This window comes from Chryseobacterium sp. X308 (genome assembly GCF_020733145.1).
Classification (GTDB): domain Bacteria; phylum Bacteroidota; class Bacteroidia; order Flavobacteriales; family Weeksellaceae; genus Chryseobacterium; species Chryseobacterium cupriresistens.
Genome location: NZ_JAJFZH010000009.1, coordinates 127,046 through 152,949 on the forward strand (window position 1 = coordinate 127,046; position 25,904 = coordinate 152,949).

Here is a 25,904-nt window from a genome sequence, read left to right on the forward strand (position 1 = left end):
TGGAAAATGAGTATAATTAAATTGTTAAAGATGGGTTTATCAATTTTTATAAAAGTTTACTTTGTATATCATCTTTCTCCATTGGTGTTTATTTTAAAAAAACATGATTACGTGAGATATTCGATTAAAAAATAAAATTTTTATACTTGTAATACTTTTGCGATCAGCTCAAAAGTTTAACGTAAATTTTGGAGAGTAAATGAAAATGATTTCCCGGACATCGTAGTTTTATTAAAAATCAGTTCCCAACATCTTACCATTTTCGGTCATTAATTTGCTAAAAAGCTATTTCTTTTACTTCTATAGTTGATTTTTACCCTAAGTTATGAAAAGAAAAATCCCCGGATCTCTCCGGGGAAAAATCAAATCAATATAACATAAAATATGTTATCTTTTTATTAATATATGGACGTTTATTAATGTTAAATTATTTAAATGCTTTCAACGTAAGCTGCAAGGTTTCATTAGTACTTATGATGGAACAAATCTACAATGATCATTAAGGTAATAACAAAGTAATTCTGTAGATATAAAATTTCAGTAGTGTAGATATTGTTGGTAATAATTCTCAATTTTGTTTGATGTTGAGGTGTTGAAAATGTACAATATTTTTGTACTGTTTGTTAAAACTCTGTACATATACGGATAGGCCATTCTTCTTCCATCCTGCTGAAATGATTTTGTAAATTCCAAAGTTGAAAGATTGATCTTAATTTTAAACAAATTACTAAATGATTATGGATGTTTATTATATCCAAACAAAAACTGTTTGAATCATTTTTTGTAAAAAGGAACTCAAACAGTTTATATTTATTACTATATCCATCAGTTACCTGAATCTGAGATTCAGAGAAATAATATCTGAACTCATTCCTACAGACTTTGTATAATGTCCATATCTGATTTCCTGCATACGATCTAAATTCTATTTTCTTATTATAGATTATTTCCTAAAATAAAGTCTTTTTATGAATTTATAAACCTCAAACCACAGTACGGAAACTGAAGCAGTGAGCAGTGCCAGTCCAAGTTCTTCTATGCTGAGAGCGGTTACGCTGAAAAACCCGGAAACAGGAGCTGCATAGAGAATAATCAGAAGGAAAATTACAACCAATACTGAAATTCCGGCAAGCAGGACGTTTCGGTTCTTAAAACACTCCACCATGCTGTAATAGAAAGAACGGTTCACCAGACTCAGCAGTATATTGGAAAATATAAGCGTAGTGAAAACGAGTGCTCTGGTTTTAGCTTCACCATTTCCGTGGCTGGCAGAGTACTGATACAGCCATAATATTCCTGCGGTAATGATGATCCCCTGAATTATGCTTATTGTGAGCTCTCTCCAGTTCAGAAAAGTATCTGTCAATGGTCTCGGAGGCCTTTGCATCGCATTTTTTTCCATTGGTTCATTCTCATAAACAATGGAACACGTCGGCCCCATAACCAGTTCCAGAAAAATCACATGCACCGGAGTAAAAATATGGGGAAATACCCAGCCCAGAAATAAAGGTAAAGAAACGGTGAGTATAATAGGAATATGAATAGAAATAATATACTGGACCGCTTTTTTTATATTGGCATAAATTCTTCTTCCTGCAGCAACCCCAATTACGAGCTTATCCAGATCGTCATTGGTGATGACCAGTGCTGCGGCTGATTTGGCAATTTCAGTTCCTTTATTTCCCATTGCCACTCCAATATGAGCCGCTTTTAAAGCAGGGCCGTCATTCACTCCGTCCCCCAGCATGGCCACTACATGGCCCTGCGCTTTCAAGGCAGAAACCACTTCGAGCTTTGCTTCCGGAAACATTCTTGTAAACAAAGTAGTCTCTTCAGAAAGTTTTATAAGGTCCGATTCTGAACATGCTGCTATTTCACTTCCATTAACTGGCGGAGTATTGTTTTCTATTCCTGCCTGCAATGCAATGGCTTTGGTAGTATCCGCATTATCTCCTGTAATGACTTTTACTTTAATACCGGCATCGTAGATATGTTTAAATACTTCTTTTATTCCTTTTTTGGGAGGATCATAAAATACGGTCAATCCTAAAAAATCAAATTTAAAATCCTGCTGTTTATCCGGAAAATCATTTCCTTCAAAATGAGATCTGGCAACACCAAGAACCCTGAATCCCTGTTCTCCAAAATTCTTTATTAACTTTCTTATTTTGTTTTTTTCTTCTTCTGAAAGATCGGAAACACTGATGATGGCTTCCGGAGCTCCTTTAGCTGCAATTATGCGGTTTTCCTGTTCATTTTCGAAAAGATGGGTCATCATCGGCGGCTTGCCTTCCAGCGGATATTCATGAAACAGCTGATAATTTTTTCTTTGGTCAGGCTTCCGGGCCTGCTCATAGACCTTATGCAGTGTTATTTCCATGGGATCAAAAGGTACGGGCTCACTACTCCACATCGCATAATCAATAAGCTCATGCAGCGCTGTTATTCCAAACTCCGGCTCTTCATAAATTCTATCGGAACGGTAGTCATAAAGATGTTTCAACTTCATGGAGTTTTCAGTAATCGTACCTGTCTTATCAGTACAGATTACGGAAACGCTTCCCAGGGTTTCTACAATACTGCTTCGTTTAATGATAATTCCTTCCCGCATCAGTTTCCATGCCCCCAAAGCCATAAAGGTTGTAAAGGCTACGGGAATTTCTTCAGGAAGAACAGACATTGCCAATGTGAGTCCGCTGAGTAAGCTGGTCACAAAATCTCCTGTTTTAACAAAACTGAAGATGCATACTGCAAGAAAGATAATGACTCCGATAACAGCCATTCCCTTTACAAAGTTCCGGATCTGAAGCTGTAAAGGAGATATTTCTGCTTTTATATTGAGTATAGACTGTCCTATTTTTCCTACTTTAGTTTCTTTTCCAATATTCTCTACCTCAAAAACGGCAAGTCCGGACACAGTGATTGTTCCGCTGTAGACTCTGTTATCTTCGGATCTGCTGTCCTTGAAAACAGAAAAGCTCTCGCCCGTAAGGGAAGATTCATTGACAGAAAAATCGTTACTGTGAACAATTCTTCCGTCTGCATTGATGAGTTTTCCTTCTTCGGTAATGCACAGATCTCCGACTGCTATTTCAAAAGTAGGAATATCTATAATCTTTGAATCCCTGATTACCTTACTTAAAGGTTCATTCAATTTTTCAAGTTCTTCCAGTGCCTTTTTGCTCCGGTTATCCTGATAAAAAGAAATTGCAGTAACTCCAACAATAGCAGCAAACATAAATAAAGCCTCGCCATAATCTCCTGTAAGTACATAAATGAAGGAAACGCATATAAGAAGAATCAGCATCGGCTCTTTCAGGATGTTGAGAAGAAGATCTGTCCATGATTCTTTCTTAACCGCTTCGAGACGGTTATATCCGTATTTTTTTCTGGAAGCGGTTACTTCAGATTCTGTAAGTCCCTTCAAATTTTCCGGTATATTGTAATTCATACGATATGGATATGATATTAAATTTACTGATTGTTTTTGTTATATCAGAATACTATTTCTTTTTTTAACAACCTGCTACTCAATCTGTTTTTTGGTTTCTTTTACCCACTGTTCTATTTCTGACTTTTGGGTATCAGACAACTTTGCATTCTGATGAAGAACGGTATAGGATGTAAGGGGCATTTCACCCTCCCTGATGGTTTCTGCAACCTCATCAAGTTTCTTTAATTTTTTCTCTTTTGGATAGCTGTTAAATTCATCAAAATTGAGATGCCGTTTTCCTGAGTTCACATGATCTGCCAGCCACCATTTTACAGGCTGTATGTTATTGTACCACGGATAAGCCGTGGTGTTGGAATGGCAGTCATAACAGCTTGCTTTTAATAATCCCTGTATATGATCCGGAACCTGGTAATGCTTTTCAATAGCATTTTCTGAAGGAGCTGCCGCTATATTTTTATCAGTATCAAAAAACTGAATTGTAATCAGAAACAGGACAATAAATCCTGCTCCTGATTTTATTAAAGATGATGTTTTCATAATTTGTATTTATTTATAAGTCTTTTTATTTTACTATAATTTTTATTCATCTGCAGTGTTCTTAAGTTTCATAAGAAGTGTATATGCATTTTTGATGACTATTTTTTTATTCTTAAAATCGTCAGTATTCATAATCTGTACGAATCCGTTTTCTGTTTCACCTGATGTTACAGGAGTCAATCGGTAGGTCTGTTTCTTTTCTTCAACGAAGACAAAGTCTTTTCCTTCGAAATTGACAATACTCTCTTCAGGAACAGCATTGGAAAAAGAAGTACTGGTTTCGATCTCTGCATTCATATACATTCCCGGTACAAGGCTCTGGTCATATTTTTCAAAATGACAGTGTACTTCAGCCCATCCGCCCGGGCTCACATCTTTGCTGATCAGCAGAATTTCACCGTAGTATTTTTTATCGGGTTCAGTATTGGTATACGCAGCAAATCTTTGCCCCTTCTTCAGATTAGCCAGATCTTTTTCATATACTTTAAGATTAAGATGAATATCTTCCGGATTAATGAGTTCAAAAAGAACATCGGAAGGATTGACATATTTACCGATGTTCACGTTGACTTTGCTTACAAAGCCATTGATACTGCTGTAAACCGGTACGCTTTTCTGAATACTTCCCGAATTGAGAGATTCAGGATTAATATTGATAAGACGTAGCTGCTGAGCCAGGGAGTTCATCAGAATTTTCTGGCTGTTCATTTCAGACTGAGCCTGCTGCATTACCTTATCGCTGGTGGCCTGGCTTTGGTTAAGGGTTTTCTGACGGTTGTAATCCAATTGGGCAAAATGATTTTTAGACTTTGCCATTAAATAATCCTGCTGAAGCTGAATAAACTGTGGATTTTCTATCACAGCAATGACTTGTCCTTTTGACACCGGCTTTCCCGGAAGCAGGCTGCTCGATTTCAGGTATCCGCCTAAAGGAATACTGACAGAAACCAGATTTTGGGGCGGTACATCTATCATTCCGTTCAGCTTTAAAACGGAGGAAATCTTCTGCATAGAGAGTACTGTCGTTACTACGGGTGCATTCTTCAGCTGAGCATCGGTAAGCGTTACTACGTTTTCGTTTTTGGAATGTATCGCTGCAGATTCCGGCTCTGCTTTGCTATTATCTTTACACTCATAAAACATGAGTAATCCAATTATTGACAGGGAATATGATATAATTTTAAATGTATGTTTCATTGTTATGGATTTAAAGTAAGATATTCCAGCTCTATAGCACTCTGATTCAGTTTCCAGACTGCATCGGTATAGCTGCTTTTTAAAGTAACCGCCTGATTGATCAGGATGACAAATTCCAGATAATTGATTTCTCCTGCAAGAAACTGTTTTTTGGCTGTTTCAGTGATGATATCGGCATTTTTCAATTCTGAGTTTTCATATTGTGAAACAATGTCAAGATTAGCCTGATAAATTCCGGATGCCTTTCTGTATTGATTCTGCAGGTTGAATTCCATATTGGCAATATCACTGTCCACAACAGATTCAGCAATTTTTGCGGCCTGAATTCTGGCTTTCTGCCCTCCGGAAAAAACAGGAACTGAAACTCCAAGCTGTACAGAATGAAACTGTGGTGTACCGTTGTACACTTTATCATCTGCGCCCATCCCTTTGAAGCTGTTGAGGTTGTAGGCCAGCTGAAGTCCGGGAAGCATTTTTGCTTTTTCAAGGGCAATCTGCTGTTTAGAAATATTTTTCTCTTGCTGTAATACTTTAATAGCCGGATGCAAGCTAAGCTCCTCTTTAAAACCTCCATGGTAAATTTTCTGATCTTCAGGAAGAAAATCTGTTTCTGTATTTAAAAGCCACTGAAGCTGATATCCCAGCACAGTAAGCTCCTGGCGCAATTGCTTCAGCTGAATTTCAATAGAAGATTTCTGATTGGAAGCCGTAGTTTTTTCCAGAATATTGCTTTCTCCTGCTTTCAGACGGTTATTTGCCTTATTGAGAAAATCAGTGTACAGCTTTAATGTTTCCTGAAGCAGCTTTTCTTTTTGTTTCGCATACAGGATATTATAAAAAGTAAGACTCACCGCTTTCTTCAGTTCATATTCCTTAAGAGAAACGTTCAGCAGAGACTTTTTCCATTCTTCCGTGTATACATTCTTCTGCTTTTTATATACAGTCGGAAATGCTATATTCTGTGAAATTCCGAATTTCATATCCGTCAGTGCACTGTTGATCTGTCCGTAATCTACCGTTACTCCAGTCTGAGGAATGTCAGATGATGATCGGATAAGGGCTTTCGTATATTCTGATTTTAGTTTTTCATTTTTAATATTTCTGTTATTTTTCAAAGCAATATCAACAGCATCCTGCAATGTAACGGAAGTCTGGGAGTTTACCTTCCCCACAAAACCGAAACATATAAAAAAGACCAGAACGGAAATCTGTTTTTTATTTTTTATTTTTTTCATTTTTGAATCCTTTTTCAATAGTTACATACAATAATGGTAAGACAAACAGGGTAAGAAAAGTTGCGACCATCAGCCCCCCGATAACCACTGTGGCCAAAGGTCTTTGTACTTCTGCTCCAGCTCCGTTGCTGACCGCCATCGGAATAAATCCTAATGAAGCAACAAAAGCCGTCATCAAAACCGGACGAAGCCTCGATTCTCCACCATCTATAATGATTCTTACAATATTTTTAATTCCTCTCTTTTGAAGACGGTTGAACTCTGAAATCAGCACAATTCCATTGAGCACTGCCACTCCGAAGAGCGCAATAAATCCCACACCCGCACTGATGCTGAAAGGCATTCCTCTAAGTGCCATCAGAAATACACCACCAATAATAGAAAGTGGAATCGCAGTGTAAATTAACAAGCTTTCTTTAACGGAATTAAAGGCCAGGAAAAGCATGACGAAAATAAGGGCCAGAGCAATGGGAACTGCTATCATGAGACGCTGCTTGGCATTATTGAGGTTTTCAAACGAACCTCCATACGTCATGTAATATCCTGTAGGAAGTTTCATCTTCTGATCTACCTTCTGCTGAAGTTCTTCTACAATACTCTGAACATCCCTGCCTTTGATATTAAAACCTACTACAATTCTTCGTTGGGCATTTTCCCTCTGAATCTGGTTGGGACCATTCTTCACTTCCACTTTAGCAAGCTGAGACAGCGGAATCTGATTTCCAAACGGTGTAGGAACCAAAAGATTTTTAATATCGGTCACATTTTTCCTGTCTTTGTTATCCAGACGTACGACCATATCAAAGCGTTTTTCACCTTCAAAAACCAATCCGGTACTTTGCCCCGCAAATGCGGTATTTACGACACGGTTGATGTCCGAAACAGACAAATGGTACTGAGCGATCAGAGGACGGTTGTATTCAATGATTACCTGCGGCATTCCCGAAACAGGTTCTATATAGAGATTCTGGGTTCCTTCCACTGTTTCTATAATCTTCCCGAGCTTCTGGGCATTTTGGGAAAGTATATCAAGGTCTTCCCCAAAAATTTTGATCACGACGTCCTGTCTTGCCCCGGTCATCAGTTCATTAAAACGCATCTGAACAGGGTATTGAAAACTGGCCGTAATTCCTGGTACATCCTGCAGCTGTTTACCCATCTTATCAGCTAATTCCGGAAAGGTAGATGCTGAAGTCCATTCTTTTTTATCCTTTAAAATAACCATCATATCAGAAGCTTCCATAGGCATCGGGTCGGTAGGGACTTCTCCGCTTCCAATTTTTGTTACCACCTTTTCCACTTCGGGAAATCTGGATTTGAGAATGTGTGCTGCTTTCTGGGTACTTTCGATAGTTGTCGTCAAATTACTTCCGGGCAAAACTCTTGTATCTACTGCAAAATCACCTTCTTCAAGAGAAGGAATAAATTCGCCTCCCATTCTGGATAAAATGAAAACAGCGGTTATAAATAAGACTGCTACTGCACCAAAAACTATTTTGGGTATTCTGAGAAGTTTTAGCAAAACTGTCAGGTAAATCTTCTCTACCTTTTTCATCATTCTGTCTGATAACGTTAGTTTGTCGCTTCTTTTTCTCAGCAGTACCGCACTCATCATCGGAACATAGGTCAGGGAAAGCAAAAATGCACCAAGGAGTGCAAAAGCTACAGTCTGGGCCATCGGTTTAAACATTTTGCCTTCGATTCCCTGCAGGGTAAGGATCGGGAGATAGACAATCAGAATGATAATCTGTCCGAAAACGGCGCTGTTCATCATTTTTCCTGCAGATTCTATAACGACAGTGTCCATTTCTGATTTTCCGACAGAGAATATTTTTTTAAATTTTGAATTATGACTAAACTGATGTAAAACAGATTCCACAATAATCACTGCTCCATCAATAATCAGCCCGAAATCCAGAGCTCCAAGACTCATCAGATTTCCGCTGACTCCAAAGAGGTTCATCATACATATTGCAAAAAGCATCGCCAAAGGAATAACAGAGGCAACCAGCAACCCTGCTCTTATATTCCCAAGAAATAAAACCAGTACAAAAACCACAATCAATGCCCCTTCTGTAAGGTTTTTTTCTACTGTTCCTATGGCATTGTTCACCATTTTGGTCCTGTCCAGAAAAGGCTCTATTACCACTCCTTCCGGAAGCGATTTCTGAATCTGGGCAATTTTTTCCTTTACATTTTTTATAACCTGATTACTGTTCTCACCTTTGAGCATCATTACTACAGCACCTGACACTTCTCCCTCATCATTAAAAGTCATGGCTCCATAACGCGTAGCAAACCCCGGCTTTACCTCAGCAATATCCCGTATAAACAGCGGAACATCATTTGTTTTTGTCGCAATAGAAATATTTTTGATTTCTTCAATACTTCCTACTAACCCTTCACTCCTTATGTACAGAACAGTAGGTCCTTTCTCAATATAGGCACCTCCTGTATTCTGATTGTTGGCCTGCAATGCATCAAATACGTCATTGATTGTTATTCCATAGGCATTAAGCCTGTCTGGATTTACAGCAATTTCATATTGTTTCAGCTTGCCTCCGAAGCTGCTCACCTCTGCCACTCCTTTTACTCCCAAAAGTTGCCTCCTTACAATCCAGTCCTGAATGGTGCGGAGTTCTGTGATATTGTATTTTTTTTCGTATCCCTTTTCAGGTCTTACTACATACTGGAAAATTTCACCAAGCCCTGTAGAAATAGGCCCAAGCTGTGGATTTCCTATTCCCTGCGGAATAACGGCCTGTATCTGCTGAAGTCTTTCGGCAACCTGCTGCCTCGCCCAGTAAATGTCAACATCATCTTCAAAGACAATGGTCACTAAAGAGAGTCCAAACCTCGAGAAACTTCTGATCTCCTTTAATCCTGAAATATTGTTATTGGCCTGCTCTATAGGAAAAGTAACAAGCCGTTCTATATCTGTTGCACCAAAAGATGGCGCCGTGGTAATAACCTGTACCTGATTGTTGGTAATATCCGGTACCGCATCTATCGGCAGTCTGGTAACCTGATAGGCACCTACACCAATAAGTCCCAATACCAACAATGCAATAATGAGTTTATTCTTTACAGAAAACTCAATGATTTTTGTAAGCATATAATGATTAATTAATCTTAATTATCGTAATAAAATTCCGGTATTCTGACGCATAGATTAATGCATCCGTATTACATACAGATATTAAAAAAAACAGAATACCTTCCCAATCAAAAAATGACTGAGAAAAACAGATTAAGATTGAAGAAATCTTGGCGGCTGCCAGATAGAATTAAGAATTTCCTTATTGTAAAGCGCACTTTTGTAAAAAGTCTTCTTGATATCAATAGGAGTAAATACTTTCTCTATACAATGAAAATCTAAGGAAGAATTAATAGTGAAAACCACAGACAGCAGGCTTGCATGTGATACAAAAGGTAATCTCTGGTCCTGATCATGGTCACTGTCTTTCACAGGATGATCGTAATGGGTTTTCAGAAATGCAGTAAATGACATTTCAGAGTTCAGGCTTTTATGCTGAATATAATGCTCAATGAGGAGCGGCATTTTCAAAAGCTGATACAGTTCGGTTGTAGAAACCAAATACAATGTTAATAACAATATAGAAATCAGCTTTTTCACTCTATCAAAATTAAAACTTTTTTCATTAAGAATGATTTTAAATAACAGGTTCTATAGCTCATAATAAAGATTTCTGAAGCAAAGCAGTCAGTTCATCCTTTAATTTTCCAGCTTTAGCATTTTATTTCATCATATTAAACTTAATATTTATTTTCTTTGCATAAATGATTAAAAACGAAGGAAAAATATATTTTTACAGTTCACTATTGATTACTTTAGTAGTCAATTCAGCTAAACTCATGGCACTTAACACGAATGGAATTATTGCCCGCTACTGGCACTTCAATATTTGGGAATATAGTTTTCAGTTTCTTTACAATTTCGTATTTTGTCTTCTGCTGTTTTATTTTAATCTTTCCCGCGACAGATTTTTTGGCATATTCAGAGAAAACAGACAATGGATCAGGTTCTATCTGGCAAATACTTTTCTTATTGCTGTTTTTTTTATTGCCGGAAGTACTATCCATTATATATTTTTCGGTGCAGTGCATCTTCCGGGGACTATGATCAGAGGATATTTTGCCAGGTTTTTATTCAGTACCATTATGATTGCTGTAGTCATCCGGCTAATTCTGCTGATGCGGGAGAGCAGAAATAAGGACCAGATTAATGAGCAACTGCAAACAGCCTATCTTCGGGCCCAGCTCAGACAGCTTCAGGAGCAACTTAATCCTCATTTTCTTTTCAATACCCTCAGCAGTCTGTCTGCCATTGTCCGGGAAAATCCCCAACAGGCACAATCCTATATTGTACATCTGTCTAAAGTTTTCCGATACACATTGGTACACACGGGTAATGATTTGGTAACTATCAATCAGGAACTTCTGCATCTTTCTTCCTATACCCAGCTGCTTAGCATGCGTCTTGAAAATAGTTTCCAAATCAACATCGCCATAAGCCAGGAGACTTTACAGCGGGAGATTCCGCATTTATCCTTACAGCCATTGGTTGAAAATGCGGTTAAGCATAATATTGCTACAATTTCACAACCTTTGTGTATTGATATTTATAATGAAAACAACAGTCTGGTTGTCCGAAACAATCTTCAGCCTTTACCTCATGAGACGGAAGGTACTGGACTTGGGTTAATTAATCTGGGTGAAAGATACAAGCTGCAAATACAACATGAGATAGAAATTCATACAACAAAAGAATATTTTATTGTAAAACTACCCTTATTATGAGCCAACAACTTCGCATCGTAATTATTGAAGATGAGGCTGCCACAGCAAGAGATCTTGAGTTTATTTTAAAAGAAATCAATTCTGGTTTTGAGATTACAGTCATTTTACAAACTGTCCGGGAGTCAGTACTGTGGCTTTCTTCAAACGAGGATCACTATGATCTTATATTTTCGGACATCCATCTCTCGGATGGTCTCTCATTTGAAATTTTCCGGCAGATTCTTATCCTGAAACCCGTTATTTTTGTGACAGCTTATGATGGTTATGCATTGGAAGCTTTCAGGAATAATGGTATTGGTTATATTTTAAAACCTTTTGATAAAGAAGAAATCAACCGTTCTTTACTGAAATACATAACGCTGACTGCTACTGATAATGGTCTGGAACAATCAAAACTACTTGCCTTATTACAACAGCTAAAATCTTCTGTGAGTCGTTATAAAAAAACATTTCTTATCCATTACTGCGGAAAGCTGATTCCTGTTGAAGCTTCTAAAATTTATTGGTTTCAAACTTCCAATGAAATGGTATATGCCCAGCTGGAGAACGGACAAAAATATATTGTAGAATATACTTTAGAACAACTTGAGCAGCAACTGAACCCGGAGCTTTTTTTCCGTGCCAATCGTCAATTTATAATTAATAAGAAGGCTATTGATTCTATTGAGTATTTTTTCAATGGAAGGTTATCCGTTATAATACATCCTGCTCCGGAGGAACAAGTACTTATAAGTAAAGCAAAAGCACCAGCTTTTCGAAAATGGATGGATCAGTAACAATTTCACCCCCGGATTTAGTCGGTTGACCCTTTTTTTTCTTTATAAAATTTACCTGCATTATTACATTTGTTTCATTAAAAACTAAAACTTATCAAATATGCATGTAAAAACAATAAAGAAAATGCTTCTGTTTACTGCAGTTATATTATGTATACCCTTTACAGTATCTGCACAAAGTAAAAGCCTCAAACAAGCTACCCCCGAACAGAGGGCAAAAATGCAGACTGAATGGATACGAACGAAGCTTGCATTAAACACGATACAAGTTGAACAGGTATATGTTAACCTTCAGTATGCCCAAAAGAATGATCCCATTATTCAAAGTAAGGAGGGCAATTTTTCTAAATTCAAAAAGATGAAAGCTTTACAGAATGAAAAATCTAATGCCCTAAGCCACATTCTGGATGCAGGACAATATAGAAAATATCTGGAAGTTAAAGATCAGATGATTCATAATATTAAAGACAAAAAACAATGAAAAAACTATTTTATCCATGGGTAATGATAATGTTTATTACCACTTCGGCATGCTCTCAGAGTAATAACGATACTGAGGAAGGCTCTTCTCAAAAATCCAAGCTCACCAACAGTCTTCAGGGACCTATACAAAAACCTGCATCAGGGTATGGCTCAGATGGAAATTATGAAGTTGCTGAAATTGATTTTAATAATCCGCAATACGCAGGAACACAAGTTTCAATTTTCTATCCAAAAGGAATTACTTCACCCAGACCCACTATATTCTTTTCGCATCCGTTTGGTGGTGAAGAAAAGGATTACAATATAGAGCTGTATCATTTTATCGCCAAGAAAGGCTATGTTGTGGTATTCGTACCATACCGTACCGTAGATATAAGTGTTGATCACCGTTATCAGACACTTTGGGAAGGATTTATAAAAGCTGCAACAGATTATCCCAACATCATAGATACGCAGAAAGTAGGTTTTATGGGACATTCTTTTGGTGGTGGGGCCAGCATAGATCTTGCCTATAAAGCATTTACAGAAAAAGGATGGGGACAAAATGCACGCTTTCTTTTTACCATGGCACCCTGGTATTCTTTTAACTGGAACAGCCCGTTAACCACACAACAGCAACTGCAGAATTTTCCGGCCAATACCAAAATGATTACCCAGGTTTATGATGAAGATACTGTAAATGATCACAGAATGGCAATTGATATATTTAAAAACATTAATATTTCTACAACTGAAAAAGATTTTATTTATTTTAAATCGTCTGCTATTAATGGATACAATTACATCACTGATCATGCTATGCCAAGTTCAAGGAAAGCTTTTGATGCCTTGGATTATTATGGGGTATACCGTCTTCTGGATGCCATGATGGATTATAGCTTTAATGGAAATATCAATGCCAAAAATGTTGCTTTAGGTAATGGTTCAACGGCACAGGTTACCATGCCGTCCTACAATGGACAGATAATGGCCCCACTCGAAGTCACAGATAATCCTACCCCAAAGTATTTGCAAAGTAAATATCAGTTTTCCTGCGGAAGCAATACCAATCCACGAAACAATTATTGTAATTGAAATTGAAAGAAGGATATCCGATATATCTCATTAAATAATCCTAAAAAATATCAGCAATAAAGAGAGGTTTTGCTCCTGAAGGAAAAAGGCCTCTCTTATTTTATGCTTTCTGTTATATTATTATATAGACCTGAACTTTATCAGCAAGAAACGTACTGTGGAGAATTGGAAAAATTCATTGTGGTTCACTTTTATCTTTATGGACACCATTTCAGTGGCAATGCGGTTTATCATTTAAAATAATAATTTCCTATTCCACTTGTGCTAAAATACTTTCTTCATCTTTTTTAAGAATCTTAACCGGAACCTGAAGCTCCGTCTGGATTTTTACCCTGAGGGCCTCCAATGCAGACAGCTCACCATGGACAAGCATGACCTGCTTTGGAGGAATTTTATATTTTCTGATCCATTCCAGTAATTCAGACTGATCTGCATGAGCGGATAACCCTGTAATTTCTGCAATATGGGCTCTGACCTCATAGTATTTTCCGTGCATTTTAAGTTCATGAGATTGATTTAACAATGCCCGGCCCCTCGTACCTTCAGCCTGAAAACCAACGATCAGCACTGTATTTCTGCTGTCGCCGATATAGTGTTTCAGATATTCCAGCACTCTTCCGCCTGTAATCATACCACTTCCTGCAATAACAATTTTTGATTGTTTTTCTGCAATTATTTCCTGGGTGTCAGTATAATCTTTTGTTATGCAAATCTTTTCCATAATATCATTCCATTGCTGCCTCTCGACTAATGTATAATCTGAGTACCTTACCATAATTTCGGTAGCGGCAGCTGCCATAGGACTATCAAGAACCACCGGAATGCTGACCGGGATTTTATTCCTGTCTTTAAGTTCCTGAAGGATATAAATGATTTCCTGTGCCCGCCCGACTGCAAAACAGGGAATTATTATATTTCCCCGGTCTTTTACAGTCTTATTAATCCAATATTCCAACTGATCCGATAAATCTTTATTTTCATGGAGCCTGTCTCCGTAAGTTGATTCCATAACCAAAAAATCAGCCTGTGTAAAAAAATCGGGAGGAGCTAAAACTGCGCTGTGATTTCTTCCTATATCTCCTGAGAAAACTATTATTTTCCCAAAGCAGGTAATTCTCACAGAACAGGCTCCTATAATATGCCCGCACGGCTTAAACAGACAGCTTATATGTTCGCTTAGCTTTATTTCCTCATTTTCATCAATCACAAAGAACTGCTTAAAAGATCTTTCAGCGTCATTTACCGTATACAGAGGTTTTGCCGGATGATGTCTTGTATAATGATGGCGGTTGGCTTTTTCGGCATCTTCTTCCTGAAGTTTGGCGCTGTCAAGTAATATCAGTTTTGTAAGTTCCTTAGTAGGACCGCTCATGTAAATTTTACCTTTAAACCCATTTTTTACGATAAGCGGAATATATCCGCAATGATCAAGGTGGGCATGGGTAAGAATAATGGCGTCTATTTCCGAAACATCGGTATCCAGCTGCATCCAGTTTTGCTCTCTAAGGTATTTTACGCCCTGAAACAAGCCGCAATCAATTAGAATAGTTAATTCAGGCGTTTTTAATAAATGTTTCGATCCGGTAACTGTTTCCGCGCCGCCAAGTGATTTTAAAGTAATCGTTTTCATTTTGATATCATTTACTGGACTTTTACTTTTTTATTCATCTGTTTTACGGTATTGGCTTTACCCATTTTAATGTACAGCCGGCCATTTTTATAACGGGCTTTGATATTACTGACATCAATACCTTCCGGAAGCCTGAAACTTCTTGCAAGAGAAGAGGTTAAAAATTCTTTTCTTACATAATTTTTTTTAATTTCTTCTTTTTTATCTGATGTATAAGCCTGAATATTCAAAACGCCGTTTTCTATCTTGATCTTAAATTCATCTTTCTTAAAGCCGGGAGCATTAACCTGTATCTTATAATTCCCGTTTTTATCAATGATATTCACTGAATGTTCTATTTTAGCAGGCTGGTTAACAATTTCGTTTTTACTCCAGAACTCTTCTGTTAATAGTTTTACTGCAGATTGTTTTTGGGCTAAAGTTTTCATAATAACCGTTTTTGATTAGATATCAAAGGTACCATAAGGCGTATTCAGAAACCGTGACAATGATTGTACTTAATTGTGATCGTCATCATCCTTCTGCCACCTATTGATAATATTGATAACTTCCCAGGCACCGGACGGATCTGCATTTCTGACAGATGTCCATCGTAAACTGTCATTTTGTATTCCGGGCACATCATCTTTTAAAGGGTCGTTAAGCCATGCTATAATATATCTGACTCCTAATGAAATAAGAATTTTAAAAATAGAGGGCGAAACAGAACAGTCATCACCGGTAATGATAACAACATCCTTTGCCTGGGCAAAATATACTGTTGCCTCATCCAACGGAGCGCTGATGATGGTCATTTTATGTCTTTTATGATTGGCTAAAGCAAGAAATTCTTTGTCAATCTGACTTATATTATATGCGATCACTTTCATAGCTTCTGTTCATTCATCAAATGTATTGAAGAATAAAAAAGCCAGCCGTGTGCAAAATCATTATTAAAGATGATCTGTATTTTAATTTTTCATTTTCTGTAATCGGGTAATGTCCAAAATTGTAATTCTCCCTGCATTTCTATCAATAAGACCTTCTTCTTTAAAGTCTCCGAGTATCCTGCTTACTGTCTCGATAGCCATACCGGCCATAGAAGCGAGATTCTCCCTGGAAATTTCAAAATTTCCCGTCTCCGAATGCACCTGATATAATCTGCTGAGAATTTCTGCCATCCTTTTTCTTACTGAAAAATAAGCGAGATGTAAAAGCTGCTGTTCATGATTGACCACATTTTGTGCAAGAATTTTAATAAACTTTTCTGCCACATCAGGATATTTACAGATCAGCTGATCCAGCTCTTCTCTGGGAATAGAACATAAGGCAGCATCTTCAAGTACTTCGGCCGTTTCTTTATACTCTCTTCCTGTAAACAATGAGGTAATTCCAAAATATTCGTCAGGATAATATACACATGTCATCAGCTCCTTTCCCTCCTCTGTCATTTTTGTAGTTTTTACCGACCCGGAAAGTATGAGGTACACAGCATTTGCCGTATCACCTTCAGTGTATATAATCTGTTTCTTTTTCAGAGTTTTGATTTTGCGGACATCAAAAGATCTTTTCAGTTCTTCAAGGCCGCTTACAGATCGGAACAAATGATTCATCTGGTCATCATTGGTGCTATAAGACTTTTTCTGATGCTCTCTTTTCTTAAGCCTGCTCTCAATAGCATTTAAAAGTTCAATATCATCAAAGGGCTTTGTCAGATAATCATCCGCACCCATTTCTATTCCCCTGCGTATTTCTGCCCTGTCCGCTTTAGCTGTAATAAAGACAAAGGGGATCAGTGAAGTTTCTTCTCTTTTGCTTAAAAGATATAATACTCCATACCCATCGAGCTCCGGCATCATAATATCACACAATATGATGTCAGGTATATATCTGATGGCCAGCTCCACTCCCTTTCTGCCATTTTTTGCCTGCAAAACCTCATAGCCGGCCAGCATCAGAATTTCAGAAGTGCTTTCCCGGATGTCATCATGATCCTCAATGATCAATATTTTTGTTTTTTCCATACATAATGAACTTATTTTCTTGTAAAAGACAACGTAAACTGAGTTCCTTTACCAGGTTCGCTATTAAAATCTATATTGCCGTTCATCAGATTAACATACCGGAGAACAATATTTAGTCCCAGGCCGGTTCCCGGAATATTACCAATGTTATGAGCCCTGAAAAAAGGCTGGAAGAGCCCTGCATGATCATCTTCAGGAATCCCTATTCCATTGTCTTTTACCGTCATCAGGTAATATTCTTTATTTATTTCCGTACAAAACTCAATAAGTGTATTTTCCCCGGAATACTTTATGGCATTACTGATCAGATTCATGAGGCAGTTTCTTAATAAATTCTGATCCAGATTGACAATATTTTCTACTCCGGTATGCTGATAAATTATAATTTGATTGTCTTTGGTAATCAGCTGCATTTCTTCCACAAGTTCTTCTGAGAATTTTATAATATCAAACTCATTGTATGCCGGGGTTACAATACCCGCTTCCAGTTTTTCCAGGGAAAGAAAATCATTAAGAATCCCGTTGAGACCAGCAATTGCATTTTTTATTTTATGAAGATGTTTCAGGATTTGAGAATGATCAGCAAGCTGAAGGTATTTTTCAATAAGAACGACAGAAAGCTGCATAGAGCTTAAAGGGGTACGGAATTCATGCGAAGCCATAGATACAAAACGGCTTTTCATCCGGTTAAGCTCCTTTTCTTTTTCAAGGGAAAGATTCGCTTCTTCTTTTGCTTTTTCCAAAGCACTTAGCATCTCCTGAAGAGATTTTGTTCTCTTTTCAACCAGGTCTTCAAGTTCTCCGGTGTATTTTTTAAGAAATTCCTCAGCTTCTTTCTCTTTAGACAGGTCGTGAATAAACCCGGTATAAATAACCCTGTCCTGGAGCTGGACTTCGCTTACAGCAAGCCTGAATGGAAACTGGGTGCCATCTTTTCTAAGTCCTTTTACTTCTCTGCCTTTACCAATTATTTTTTTCTCTCCTGTCTGCTGATAGCGCAGAAGATAACCATCGTGTCTGCTGTGATCGGGTTCCGGCATTAATACAGAAATATTTTTACCAATTAACTCTTCTTCTCTGTACCCAAATATCTTTAACGCAGAGGGATTTAAATTTTCAATCTTACCCTTGCTGTCAATAGTAATAATCCCGTCTATTGCTGTTTCTATAATTGCTTGTAAGAGTCTGGCGCTTTCCATAAAAAATAAATACTTACCCTTATTAAAGATAAGTATTTTAAATCAATTTTCTATGAAACACTGTAATATGTTAACAAATAAATATTTTTTAATTATTATTTTTATCAATATTTTGGAATCTAAAAATAGATGTGCCCTCCTTCAGGAATAATCAATAAAGGAATCTGCAAATCGTGAGCTTGTCTGGCTGCATGACTACCGGCAATAAGCCTGCCTATAAAACCTTTTTGCTGATGACCCATCACCAGCATATCAATGCTTTTCTCTTTTAAAATGTTCAGTCCTGTATCAATACTCTCGCTTTCAATATAATTATAACAAATTTTTCCTTCAAGATCTCTAAAAAAAGTATCTTTCTTCTGCTGATAGGATGTGTTATCTATAAGATCAACAGCGGTGTCTGTGATATGGGTAATAAGCAGCTCAGCATTGAAATACTTCGCAAATTTGATCAGCGCATGTGATATTTTTATATCCTGTATATTCAAATCTGTAGCAAATGCAATCTTTTTCAGGTCCTGATATTGATATCCTGCCGGTATGAGCAGTAATGGATATTCAGTATGCTCAATCATTTTGATACTGTTGCTCCCCAGAAGAAACCGTGCAAGATTGCTTGCTCCTTTCATTCCCATTACCACCAGTAATGTTCTGTTTCTAGCCGCTGTATCGTTGATCAGCCGTATGGGATCTCCTGTTTCGCAAGTATAATAGATGGAAGGATGAAAAGGAAAAGAATCCTCTCCCCACAAATGCTTTTCTTTATATTCAATACTTTTTACCTCTTTCTTCAACTCATCCTCATATTCTTTCTTTAGAACAGGATATTCATATAAAGTCCATGCGGTTTGTCCGAGCATGGGTTCTTCAATAGGAGTTTTGAAGGCATGACACAGTTCTATATTACTTTTTAATGTATGTGCCAGGTGAAGAGCATATTCTGCGGCAGCTCTGGCGGGCTCTGAAAAATCGGTGGGTACTACAATTGTTCTCATTATTTTAGTTATTAAAATTGAAGTTTACGTTCCAGGATAGGATCAAGATTATAAATATCATTATAGAATACCAGCTTTCCGTTTTTGATAAGGCAGGTAAGGTAAGCAATCATGATAGGAACCGGTTGTTTTAAAACAAAATCTTTTCTTTCATAACGATCCATAAAAGATTTCATAAGCGGGATCTCTTTTTCAGCTCCATCATATTTCAGCAGCTGGGCAGCCAGGTCTCCTGCATTTTCTACACGGATGCATCCATGACTTAAGGCTCTCTGTGCCCTTTCAAATAATTGTTTCTGAGAGGTATCATGAAGGTATACCCCATAGGAGTTTGAAAACCTGAAAACGACAGCTCCAAGCGCATTATCACAGCCGGAAGACTGCCTTATACTGTATTGATACGGGTTTTTATATATTTGTTTCAAATTTGAAGAAGTTGCAGGTATTGCTTTTCCTGATCTGTCATACAGTGAATAATGATGATCTTCGAGATACCGGCTGTTTTTTACTATTTTAGGAAGCATTTCTTTTATGAATATATTTTGAGGAACTTTCCAGTCAGGAGCAGTTGTAAAATAATCAACGGTACTCTTTACAACAGGACTTGGCGTAGAGGGTTTTCCTACAATCACCTTATAATGGAGTATCCTGTCTTTCTGAACGAAATCCAGAGAATAAGAAGGAATATTCACCAACAGATAAGTATCCTTATTTACATCCATCCAGCGCAAACGCTCCATATTGATAGCTACCTTTTTAAATTCTTCCTCCCGGTTTTTAAAACCATCGCTATAATTCGCATTCAGATAATTTTGAAAATCAACGTATTCCTGAATTTCAGGCTGAACATCCAGAACTGTTTTTTGTAAATCATCTTTCTGTAATGCCTGATACAATATCTCTACAGCCTTAAAACCTTCTATATTATTACCATCAATAAAAGACGAACTGTAAAAAGGATTGTACTTTCCAAAGTGCAGGTAATTGATATAAGTAATAAGAGCATCTGTCATTAAAATATCAGTTACAGCATTTTCTTTGGTGTCTATATATTGAGTTTGCTCTGCAACAGTATTTAAAATTTCCGGGGTAAGACTCTGCTCATGGTAATCTTTGGAAGATAGTCCCCTTTTACCGGTATCTTTCAATAAAAGAATGGCATCCTGAAGCAGGTTCTTCTTTACAGAGGGATTGATCCAGACATATTCAAACCCGTGTTGATGATAAAACTGGTTGACAGATTTTGGAAAGTGCAGTTCCGTAAGTTCAGCTTTATCACGGAGTACAATTGCTATTTGATTGGCAGCACTTATATCTTGTCCGTGGAAAAATGTAATACTGAAAATAACAGTTATCCAGTTCAATAAAGTCTTCATAATGCTTAATTTATGAATGTAAAGTTCCAAATTCATTGCCTGATGAATAATGACCCTTATCACATAAAAAAATGACATAATCCTGTCCCATATTTTTCTTATATGAATACAGTAATCATCTGTTTTTGATAAATCAACTTAAAAACTATATACACAACCGTCATATGATCAACATCATTTTTCAGAATGACTGCCATCATTCCTTTACCTGTAAGTCTTCCTGAACTTTGAAGTATAAAATTGACTACAGATGAAAACAAATGAACAATTACAGCAAGATGTACAGGATGCCATCAAGTGGGAACCTCTTCTCCATCCTGCAGAAATAGGAGTTATGGCAGCAGATGGGGTTGTATCTTTAACCGGAACTGTTGATAGCTTTTCGAAAAAGAAACAGGCAGAAAATGCAGCCAGAAATGTAGCCGGAGTAAAGGTACTGGTAGAAAACATCCAGGTAAAACTTCCGGATTCAAAGGTAAAAACGGATGCTGAAATTGGTGCCGAAATCATCAGTGCTTTTGCTTCCAATGTTATTATTCCTCAGGATAAGATAAAGGTTAAGGTAGAAAACGGATGGGTAGATCTGGATGGTGAGCTTCCCTGGGATTATCAGAGAGAGATTACTGAAAATGCAATACAATTCCTCCCCGGAATAAAAGGTATCTTTAATAATATCACCATCAATCCCGATACTGATGATACAGTAAGCAAAAAAAAAGTAGAGGAAGCATTGAAAAGAAGTGCTGTTGATGAAAGAGAAATAACGGTTTCTGTATCTGATACAACAGTAACCCTGACAGGAACTGTCCATTCATGGCAGCAAAAGGAAGAAGCAGGCCGGATTGCCTGGAAAACTCCTGGTATTAAACATTTAAAAAACAAACTGGAAGTTGATTATGAATACAATATATAAGTAAATGATTCCGGTTATCAGAAATTAAACAGAATATTGTGAAATCTTTTCTTACAAAAAGCTTTGCTCTTGCAGGCAATATTGCCTCCTTTTCTGCCCGGTTTTTCAGAGAGATGATGAAACCCGGTTTTGAATATAAAGAGTTTACCAGACAGTGTTTTGTTGTGGGATATCAGTCATTGCCTCTGGTCACCGTAACTGCTTTTATTATGGGGCTGGTACTTACCATTCAGTCACGTCCGGCAATGTCCAGATTTGGGGCTGAATCCTGGATACCGGGTATGGTTTCCCTTTCATTAATAAGAGAAATTGCACCGGTTATTACCGCTCTGATCTGTGCAGGAAGAGTTTCATCCGGAATAGGTGCCGAGCTTGGATCCATGAAGGTTACCGAACAGATTGATGCTATGGAGGTTTCTGCCATTAATCCTTACCGTTATCTTGTAGTGACAAGAACCCTTGCCACAACATTAATGATCCCTGTCCTGGTAATTTTTGCCGATCTGGTGGGAATTCTGGGAGGTTTTATAGGAATCAATATTCACGGAGATAATAGTATCAGTCACTATTTTTCCCATGTTTTTGAGTCACTGGAATTTGCCGATCTTCTTCCGGCAACCCTGAAAACATTTTTTTTCGGTTTTTTTATCGGAATTATCGGCTGTTATCATGGTTTTAGTGCTGAAGGAGGAACAAAGAGTGTAGGAAAAGCTGCCAACACAGCCGTAGTTTCAGCTTCCCTGATGATTTTTATTATTGACTTGCTCGCAGTACAGATTGCGGATTTATTTTTTGAACTGTAATGAAAACATATGAAAACCTTAACGCTGAATTTACCTTACCTCTGATTAACGGACCGCTTATCGAGTTTAAGAATGTGTGCAAATCTTATGGCAATAATAAGGTATTGGACGGGATCAGTTTTCAGGTTAAAAAAGGAGAAAATCTGGTGATATTAGGAAGATCAGGTTCAGGAAAGTCCGTTACGGTAAAATGCCTTGTAGGTCTTACCAAAATTGATGAAGGAGACATCTATATTGGCGGACAAGCGATCACCAGCCTTAATGAAGAAGAGCTTAACAAGGTGAGGAAAAAAATTGGTTTTCTGTTTCAAAGCGGAGCTTTATATGATTCTATGACGGTGAGACAAAATTTAGCATTCACCTTACAGCATCATAATAAAAATCTGAGTGAAGAAACAATAGATCAAGCCATTACAGAAGCGCTAAGCAATGTCGGCCTTGAAGAAGCCATCGACAAAATGCCATCGGAACTTTCAGGAGGAATGCGCAAAAGAATAGGCCTCGCAAGAGCTCTGATCATCAAGCCTGAAATAATGATCTATGACGAACCAACCGGAGGGCTGGATACGATTACTGCCAAAGAAATTATAGAACTGATACGCAGCATTAAGCAGAAGTTCAATACAACTTCTATCATTATCACCCATGATTTATTATGTGCAAAATACACCAGTGACCGGATTATTGTACTGAAAGATGGAAAGGTCAATATGGAAGGAACCTATCAATCTGTTGAAAACAGTACGGACAGCTGGATAAAATCATTTTTTGAAAAATAAACGGAGGAAGTCATGAAAAACGAATCATCAAATAATCTGAAATTAGGAATCTTTGTTATCGCAGGGATCATCCTCTTTATATTGACCGTCTATTTTATTGGCCTTAAAAGAAATATATTTGGTTCTAACTTTATTCTGCGTTCAGAATTCGAAAATGTAAGCGGATTAAAACAAGGCAGCAATGTGCGCCTTTCCGGGATCAATATCGGAACTGTCAGTAAAATAGATTTTATTTCTGATTCACTGGTTATGGTAAAAATGAGCATCAAAAAAGATGTTCAGCAGTATATTAAGACAGATGCGGTTGCAAGCATCGCTTCAGACGGATTGGTTGGTGATAAAGTACTTGTTATTTCTCCGGGAACAGGTTCTGCCAATGTAGTTGGTAATAATACTGTAATTGCTTCATACAAAACCACAGAAATTGAAGATGTCCTTTTCAGCATTAAGAAAAGCGCAGACAATATCCGGACCGTTACCACCGGACTGGTTGATTTCACAGCCAAGATGAACAATAAAGACGGTTTACTGGTAAAAATAATGACCAGTAAAGATTTTGCGAACCGTATAGACAAAACGGTACAGAATCTTCAGACAAGCATGAATGATTTCGCTTCATTCACTCCTGTTCTCCACAATAAGGATGGAATTATTTACAGGGTATTTACCGATAAAAGTCTGAGCGATAATATGGGAAGCAGTATTCTTGATTTAAAAAACAGTGCAGGGCAGATCAGCCTTTTCGCTGCGAAGCTCAATGATAAGAACAATATACTTTCTCAAATAACGACAAACGATACTTTAGCAGCCTCATTGGGAAAAACATTGACCAATCTGGAGAAATCTTCTGAGGATCTGAAAAAATTTACTGCAAAAATCAACAATAACGAAAATGTAGTTTCCAAATTGGTTGATAATCCAAGACTGGGAAGGTCGGTAGATTCTACCATCAATAATATCGGTAAAGGAGTTGATGAACTCAGGGAATTAGAGGCTGCGGCCCGAAACAACTTTTTATTGAGGGGTTATTTCAAAAAAAAGGCTGCGAATAAGTGAGACCTGATTTAATAAATTCAAATGCTCACCTGCTACTTCCAAACACAATATTTAATAATAATCGATTATAATTTAAATTTATCAAGCTTTGTGATAAAATAATTCATTAATTGATGAAAATTACTTATTTTAGTAGTAAACTTAAAACTAAAACCAACGCAAATGTGTAAAATATTTATAGCCGACGATGATAATTTCTTTGGAGAAATGTTAAAATATCATCTCCCGCTAAATCCCGATTACGAAGTCCTGCTATTCAGCAATGCAAAAAACTGCATTTCAAACCCTTACAAATATCCCGGTATAATTTGTACTGACTTTCGATTACCTGACATTCAAGATGGTGAACTCTTTAAACAGATTAAAGCCATCTAAAAGAAATAGGAAAATCAATTATTTATAAGCGATTAATAACCTTGAAACAGCAAATAATTAAATGAAAGTTGCCAAATTACTTTTTATAAACGGAGACTTCAAATCAGAAAGAAATGAAGAAAAGCTTGACTATCACGAAGTGCAGCTCGTCATAGGATTCGGAACCAGAAATATTATTGAAAAAGAGGACTTTTTTGTTCTTTTAAAGGAAAAGTTTCCGAATGCAGAGATCGCTCTCTCCTCTTCCTCAGGAGAAATTTTTTGTAATGAAGTGTATGACGGAACCGTTGTTTTAACCGCAATCAGTTTTTCAACATCTTCCATAAAAACGTCACAAATTGATATTGAAGATTTTTCAGACAGCTATAATGCGGGAAAAAAATTAATTGAAAATCTGCCTTCAGAAGGACTTAGATGGGTATTCATCCTTTCAGATGGCAACAAGGTAAATGGCAGCCAGCTGGTACATGGGCTTAACGCCAGCCGTCCGGAAAAAGTTTTGATCTCAGGAGGCCTGGCCGGAGATGGTGATAAATTTGAAAAAACAGTGGTTGGGCTCAATCAGGTTCCCCAGCCCAATAAAATTCTTGCTGTTGGATTTTATGGAGAACATCTTGAATTATCACACTCTTCAATTGGAGGCTGGGAAAGCTTTGGACTTGAAAGGATAGTTACAAAATCACAAAATAATGTTCTTTACGAGATTGATAACAAAAATGCTCTGGATCTCTATAAAAAATACCTAGGAAAATATGCTGAAGAACTTCCCGGTTCTGCCCTGCTTTTTCCGTTATCGCTTAAGCTTTCCAGGGATCCGTCATCAGTAGTGAGAACGATTCTGTCCATTAAAGATGACACAATGATTTTTGCGGGAGATTTACCGGAAGGAAGCAAAGTAAGATTTATGAAAGCCAATATGGACAGGCTTATTGATGCAGCAAATGACGCAGCCAATGAATGCCTCAGGATGACCCGACATAACATTAAACTGGGAATCATTATCAGCTGCGTGGGAAGAAAGATCGTACTGGGTGACAGAGTGTATGAAGAAGCAGATATTGTTCGGGATGTTTTCAAATCTGATACGGTACTGACCGGATTTTATTCATATGGAGAATTATCTCCTTTAAGCCCATTTGGCAACTGTGCTCTGCACAATCAAACAATTACCATTACCACAGTGAATGAAATTGAATAG

Annotated in this window: 20 protein-coding genes and 1 pseudogene; 9 read left to right on the forward strand and 12 right to left on the reverse strand. The window is 37.4% G+C overall.

Going from position 1 to position 25,904, the window contains the following annotated elements; translation table 11 throughout:
• Positions 1-943 precede the first annotated feature (943 nt).
• From LIV57_RS12135 to LIV57_RS12155, 5 genes and pseudogenes are all read right to left on the reverse strand, one after another.
• Positions 944-3,451: a cation-translocating P-type ATPase gene (locus LIV57_RS12135; RefSeq protein ID WP_227942782.1), complete on the reverse strand. Its 2,508-nt coding sequence runs from the start codon at positions 3,449-3,451 to the stop codon at positions 944-946.
• 75 nt (positions 3,452-3,526) lie between these two features.
• Positions 3,527-3,991, reverse strand: a complete 465-nt coding sequence (locus LIV57_RS12140) for a heme-binding domain-containing protein (protein ID WP_227942783.1) — start codon at positions 3,989-3,991, stop codon at positions 3,527-3,529.
• Positions 3,992-4,033: 42 nt separating this feature from the next.
• Positions 4,034-5,188 (reverse strand): efflux RND transporter periplasmic adaptor subunit, encoded by a 1,155-nt coding sequence (locus LIV57_RS12145; protein ID WP_227942784.1) that lies wholly within the window; start codon positions 5,186-5,188, stop codon positions 4,034-4,036.
• A gap of 2 nt (positions 5,189-5,190) precedes the next feature.
• Positions 5,191-9,538, reverse strand: a pseudogene (locus LIV57_RS12150) (CusA/CzcA family heavy metal efflux RND transporter).
• 135 nt (positions 9,539-9,673) lie between these two features.
• Positions 9,674-10,060, reverse strand: a complete 387-nt coding sequence (locus LIV57_RS12155; RefSeq protein WP_227942785.1) for a hypothetical protein — start codon at positions 10,058-10,060, stop codon at positions 9,674-9,676.
• Positions 10,061-10,299: 239 nt separating this feature from the next.
• Between LIV57_RS12155 and LIV57_RS12160 the strand changes: the two genes are divergently transcribed.
• The 4 genes from LIV57_RS12160 to LIV57_RS12175 all read left to right on the forward strand — a co-directional run bounded on the left by LIV57_RS12160 (position 10,300) and on the right by LIV57_RS12175 (position 13,577).
• Positions 10,300-11,244, forward strand: a complete 945-nt coding sequence (locus LIV57_RS12160) for a sensor histidine kinase (RefSeq protein ID WP_227942786.1) — start codon at positions 10,300-10,302, stop codon at positions 11,242-11,244.
• Positions 11,241-12,020, forward strand: a complete 780-nt coding sequence (locus tag LIV57_RS12165; protein ID WP_227942787.1) for a LytR/AlgR family response regulator transcription factor — start codon at positions 11,241-11,243, stop codon at positions 12,018-12,020. The genes LIV57_RS12160 and LIV57_RS12165 overlap by 4 nt, the downstream gene beginning before the upstream one ends.
• Positions 12,021-12,120: 100 nt before the next feature.
• Positions 12,121-12,501 (forward strand): hypothetical protein, encoded by a 381-nt coding sequence (locus LIV57_RS12170; RefSeq protein WP_227942788.1) that lies wholly within the window; start codon positions 12,121-12,123, stop codon positions 12,499-12,501.
• Positions 12,498-13,577 carry an alpha/beta hydrolase family protein gene (locus LIV57_RS12175; protein ID WP_227942789.1) on the forward strand — a complete coding sequence of 360 codons (1,080 nt, stop codon included), beginning with the start codon at positions 12,498-12,500 and terminating at the stop codon, positions 13,575-13,577. Before LIV57_RS12170 ends, LIV57_RS12175 begins: the two co-directional genes overlap by 4 nt.
• A gap of 250 nt (positions 13,578-13,827) precedes the next feature.
• On the opposite strand, the gene LIV57_RS12180 is transcribed toward LIV57_RS12175, so the two are convergent.
• The 7 genes from LIV57_RS12180 to LIV57_RS12210 all read right to left on the reverse strand — a co-directional run bounded on the left by LIV57_RS12180 (position 13,828) and on the right by LIV57_RS12210 (position 20,780).
• Positions 13,828-15,207 carry an MBL fold metallo-hydrolase RNA specificity domain-containing protein gene (locus LIV57_RS12180; protein WP_227942790.1) on the reverse strand — a complete coding sequence of 460 codons (1,380 nt, stop codon included), beginning with the start codon at positions 15,205-15,207 and terminating at the stop codon, positions 13,828-13,830.
• An 11-nt stretch (positions 15,208-15,218) separates the two neighbouring features.
• A complete protein-coding gene (locus LIV57_RS12185) occupies positions 15,219-15,635 on the reverse strand; it encodes an Hsp20/alpha crystallin family protein (RefSeq protein WP_227942791.1) in 417 nt (138 codons plus the stop codon).
• A 69-nt stretch (positions 15,636-15,704) separates the two neighbouring features.
• A complete protein-coding gene (locus tag LIV57_RS12190; protein WP_227942792.1) occupies positions 15,705-16,076 on the reverse strand; it encodes a hypothetical protein in 372 nt (123 codons plus the stop codon).
• Positions 16,077-16,157: 81 nt separating this feature from the next.
• Entirely contained in the window at positions 16,158-17,210 is a 1,053-nt protein-coding gene (locus LIV57_RS12195) for a response regulator (RefSeq protein ID WP_227942793.1), read from the reverse strand.
• A gap of 11 nt (positions 17,211-17,221) precedes the next feature.
• Positions 17,222-18,409 carry a PAS domain-containing sensor histidine kinase gene (locus LIV57_RS12200; RefSeq protein WP_227942794.1) on the reverse strand — a complete coding sequence of 396 codons (1,188 nt, stop codon included), beginning with the start codon at positions 18,407-18,409 and terminating at the stop codon, positions 17,222-17,224.
• A gap of 119 nt (positions 18,410-18,528) precedes the next feature.
• Positions 18,529-19,404 (reverse strand): universal stress protein, encoded by an 876-nt coding sequence (locus LIV57_RS12205; RefSeq protein ID WP_227942795.1) that lies wholly within the window; start codon positions 19,402-19,404, stop codon positions 18,529-18,531.
• An 11-nt stretch (positions 19,405-19,415) separates the two neighbouring features.
• On the reverse strand, positions 19,416-20,780 hold the full coding sequence (locus tag LIV57_RS12210; protein ID WP_227942796.1) for a L,D-transpeptidase family protein: 1,365 nt from the start codon (positions 20,778-20,780) through the stop codon (positions 19,416-19,418).
• 250 nt (positions 20,781-21,030) lie between these two features.
• On the opposite strand from LIV57_RS12210, the gene LIV57_RS12215 reads away from it, so the two are divergent.
• From LIV57_RS12215 to LIV57_RS12235, 5 genes are all read left to right on the forward strand, one after another.
• Positions 21,031-21,693, forward strand: coding sequence for a BON domain-containing protein (locus LIV57_RS12215; protein ID WP_227942797.1), 663 nt, complete (start codon positions 21,031-21,033; stop codon positions 21,691-21,693).
• 38 nt (positions 21,694-21,731) lie between these two features.
• Positions 21,732-22,496 carry an MlaE family ABC transporter permease gene (locus LIV57_RS12220; RefSeq protein WP_227942798.1) on the forward strand — a complete coding sequence of 255 codons (765 nt, stop codon included), beginning with the start codon at positions 21,732-21,734 and terminating at the stop codon, positions 22,494-22,496.
• Positions 22,496-23,275: an ABC transporter ATP-binding protein gene (locus tag LIV57_RS12225; protein WP_227942799.1), complete on the forward strand. Its 780-nt coding sequence runs from the start codon at positions 22,496-22,498 to the stop codon at positions 23,273-23,275. Before LIV57_RS12220 ends, LIV57_RS12225 begins: the two co-directional genes overlap by 1 nt.
• A gap of 12 nt (positions 23,276-23,287) precedes the next feature.
• Positions 23,288-24,331, forward strand: a complete 1,044-nt coding sequence (locus LIV57_RS12230; protein WP_227942800.1) for an MlaD family protein — start codon at positions 23,288-23,290, stop codon at positions 24,329-24,331.
• 436 nt (positions 24,332-24,767) lie between these two features.
• Positions 24,768-25,904, forward strand: coding sequence for an FIST signal transduction protein (locus LIV57_RS12235; protein WP_227942801.1), 1,137 nt, complete (start codon positions 24,768-24,770; stop codon positions 25,902-25,904).

Excerpts from the sequence above, each read along its gene's own strand:
- LIV57_RS12165 (WP_227942787.1), top strand. The coding sequence starts at position 11,241 with ATGAGCCAACAACTTCGCATCGTAATTATTGAAGATGAGGCTGCCACA.
- LIV57_RS12135 (WP_227942782.1), bottom strand. The coding sequence starts at position 3,451 with ATGAATTACAATATACCGGAAAATTTGAAGGGACTTACAGAATCTGAA.
- LIV57_RS12175 (WP_227942789.1), top strand. The coding sequence starts at position 12,498 with ATGAAAAAACTATTTTATCCATGGGTAATGATAATGTTTATTACCACT.
- LIV57_RS12160 (WP_227942786.1), top strand. The coding sequence starts at position 10,300 with ATGGCACTTAACACGAATGGAATTATTGCCCGCTACTGGCACTTCAAT.
- LIV57_RS12205 (WP_227942795.1), bottom strand. The coding sequence starts at position 19,404 with ATGAGAACAATTGTAGTACCCACCGATTTTTCAGAGCCCGCCAGAGCT.
- LIV57_RS12225 (WP_227942799.1), top strand. The coding sequence starts at position 22,496 with ATGAAAACATATGAAAACCTTAACGCTGAATTTACCTTACCTCTGATT.
- LIV57_RS12195 (WP_227942793.1), bottom strand. The coding sequence starts at position 17,210 with ATGGAAAAAACAAAAATATTGATCATTGAGGATCATGATGACATCCGG.
- LIV57_RS12215 (WP_227942797.1), top strand. The coding sequence starts at position 21,031 with ATGAAAACAAATGAACAATTACAGCAAGATGTACAGGATGCCATCAAG.
- LIV57_RS12140 (WP_227942783.1), bottom strand. The coding sequence starts at position 3,991 with ATGAAAACATCATCTTTAATAAAATCAGGAGCAGGATTTATTGTCCTG.
- LIV57_RS12185 (WP_227942791.1), bottom strand. The coding sequence starts at position 15,635 with ATGAAAACTTTAGCCCAAAAACAATCTGCAGTAAAACTATTAACAGAA.
- LIV57_RS12200 (WP_227942794.1), bottom strand. The coding sequence starts at position 18,409 with ATGGAAAGCGCCAGACTCTTACAAGCAATTATAGAAACAGCAATAGAC.
- LIV57_RS12235 (WP_227942801.1), top strand. The coding sequence starts at position 24,768 with ATGAAAGTTGCCAAATTACTTTTTATAAACGGAGACTTCAAATCAGAA.
- LIV57_RS12180 (WP_227942790.1), bottom strand. The coding sequence starts at position 15,207 with ATGAAAACGATTACTTTAAAATCACTTGGCGGCGCGGAAACAGTTACC.
- LIV57_RS12170 (WP_227942788.1), top strand. The coding sequence starts at position 12,121 with ATGCATGTAAAAACAATAAAGAAAATGCTTCTGTTTACTGCAGTTATA.
- LIV57_RS12210 (WP_227942796.1), bottom strand. The coding sequence starts at position 20,780 with ATGAAGACTTTATTGAACTGGATAACTGTTATTTTCAGTATTACATTT.
- LIV57_RS12190 (WP_227942792.1), bottom strand. The coding sequence starts at position 16,076 with ATGAAAGTGATCGCATATAATATAAGTCAGATTGACAAAGAATTTCTT.
- LIV57_RS12145 (WP_227942784.1), bottom strand. The coding sequence starts at position 5,188 with ATGAAACATACATTTAAAATTATATCATATTCCCTGTCAATAATTGGA.
- LIV57_RS12230 (WP_227942800.1), top strand. The coding sequence starts at position 23,288 with ATGAAAAACGAATCATCAAATAATCTGAAATTAGGAATCTTTGTTATC.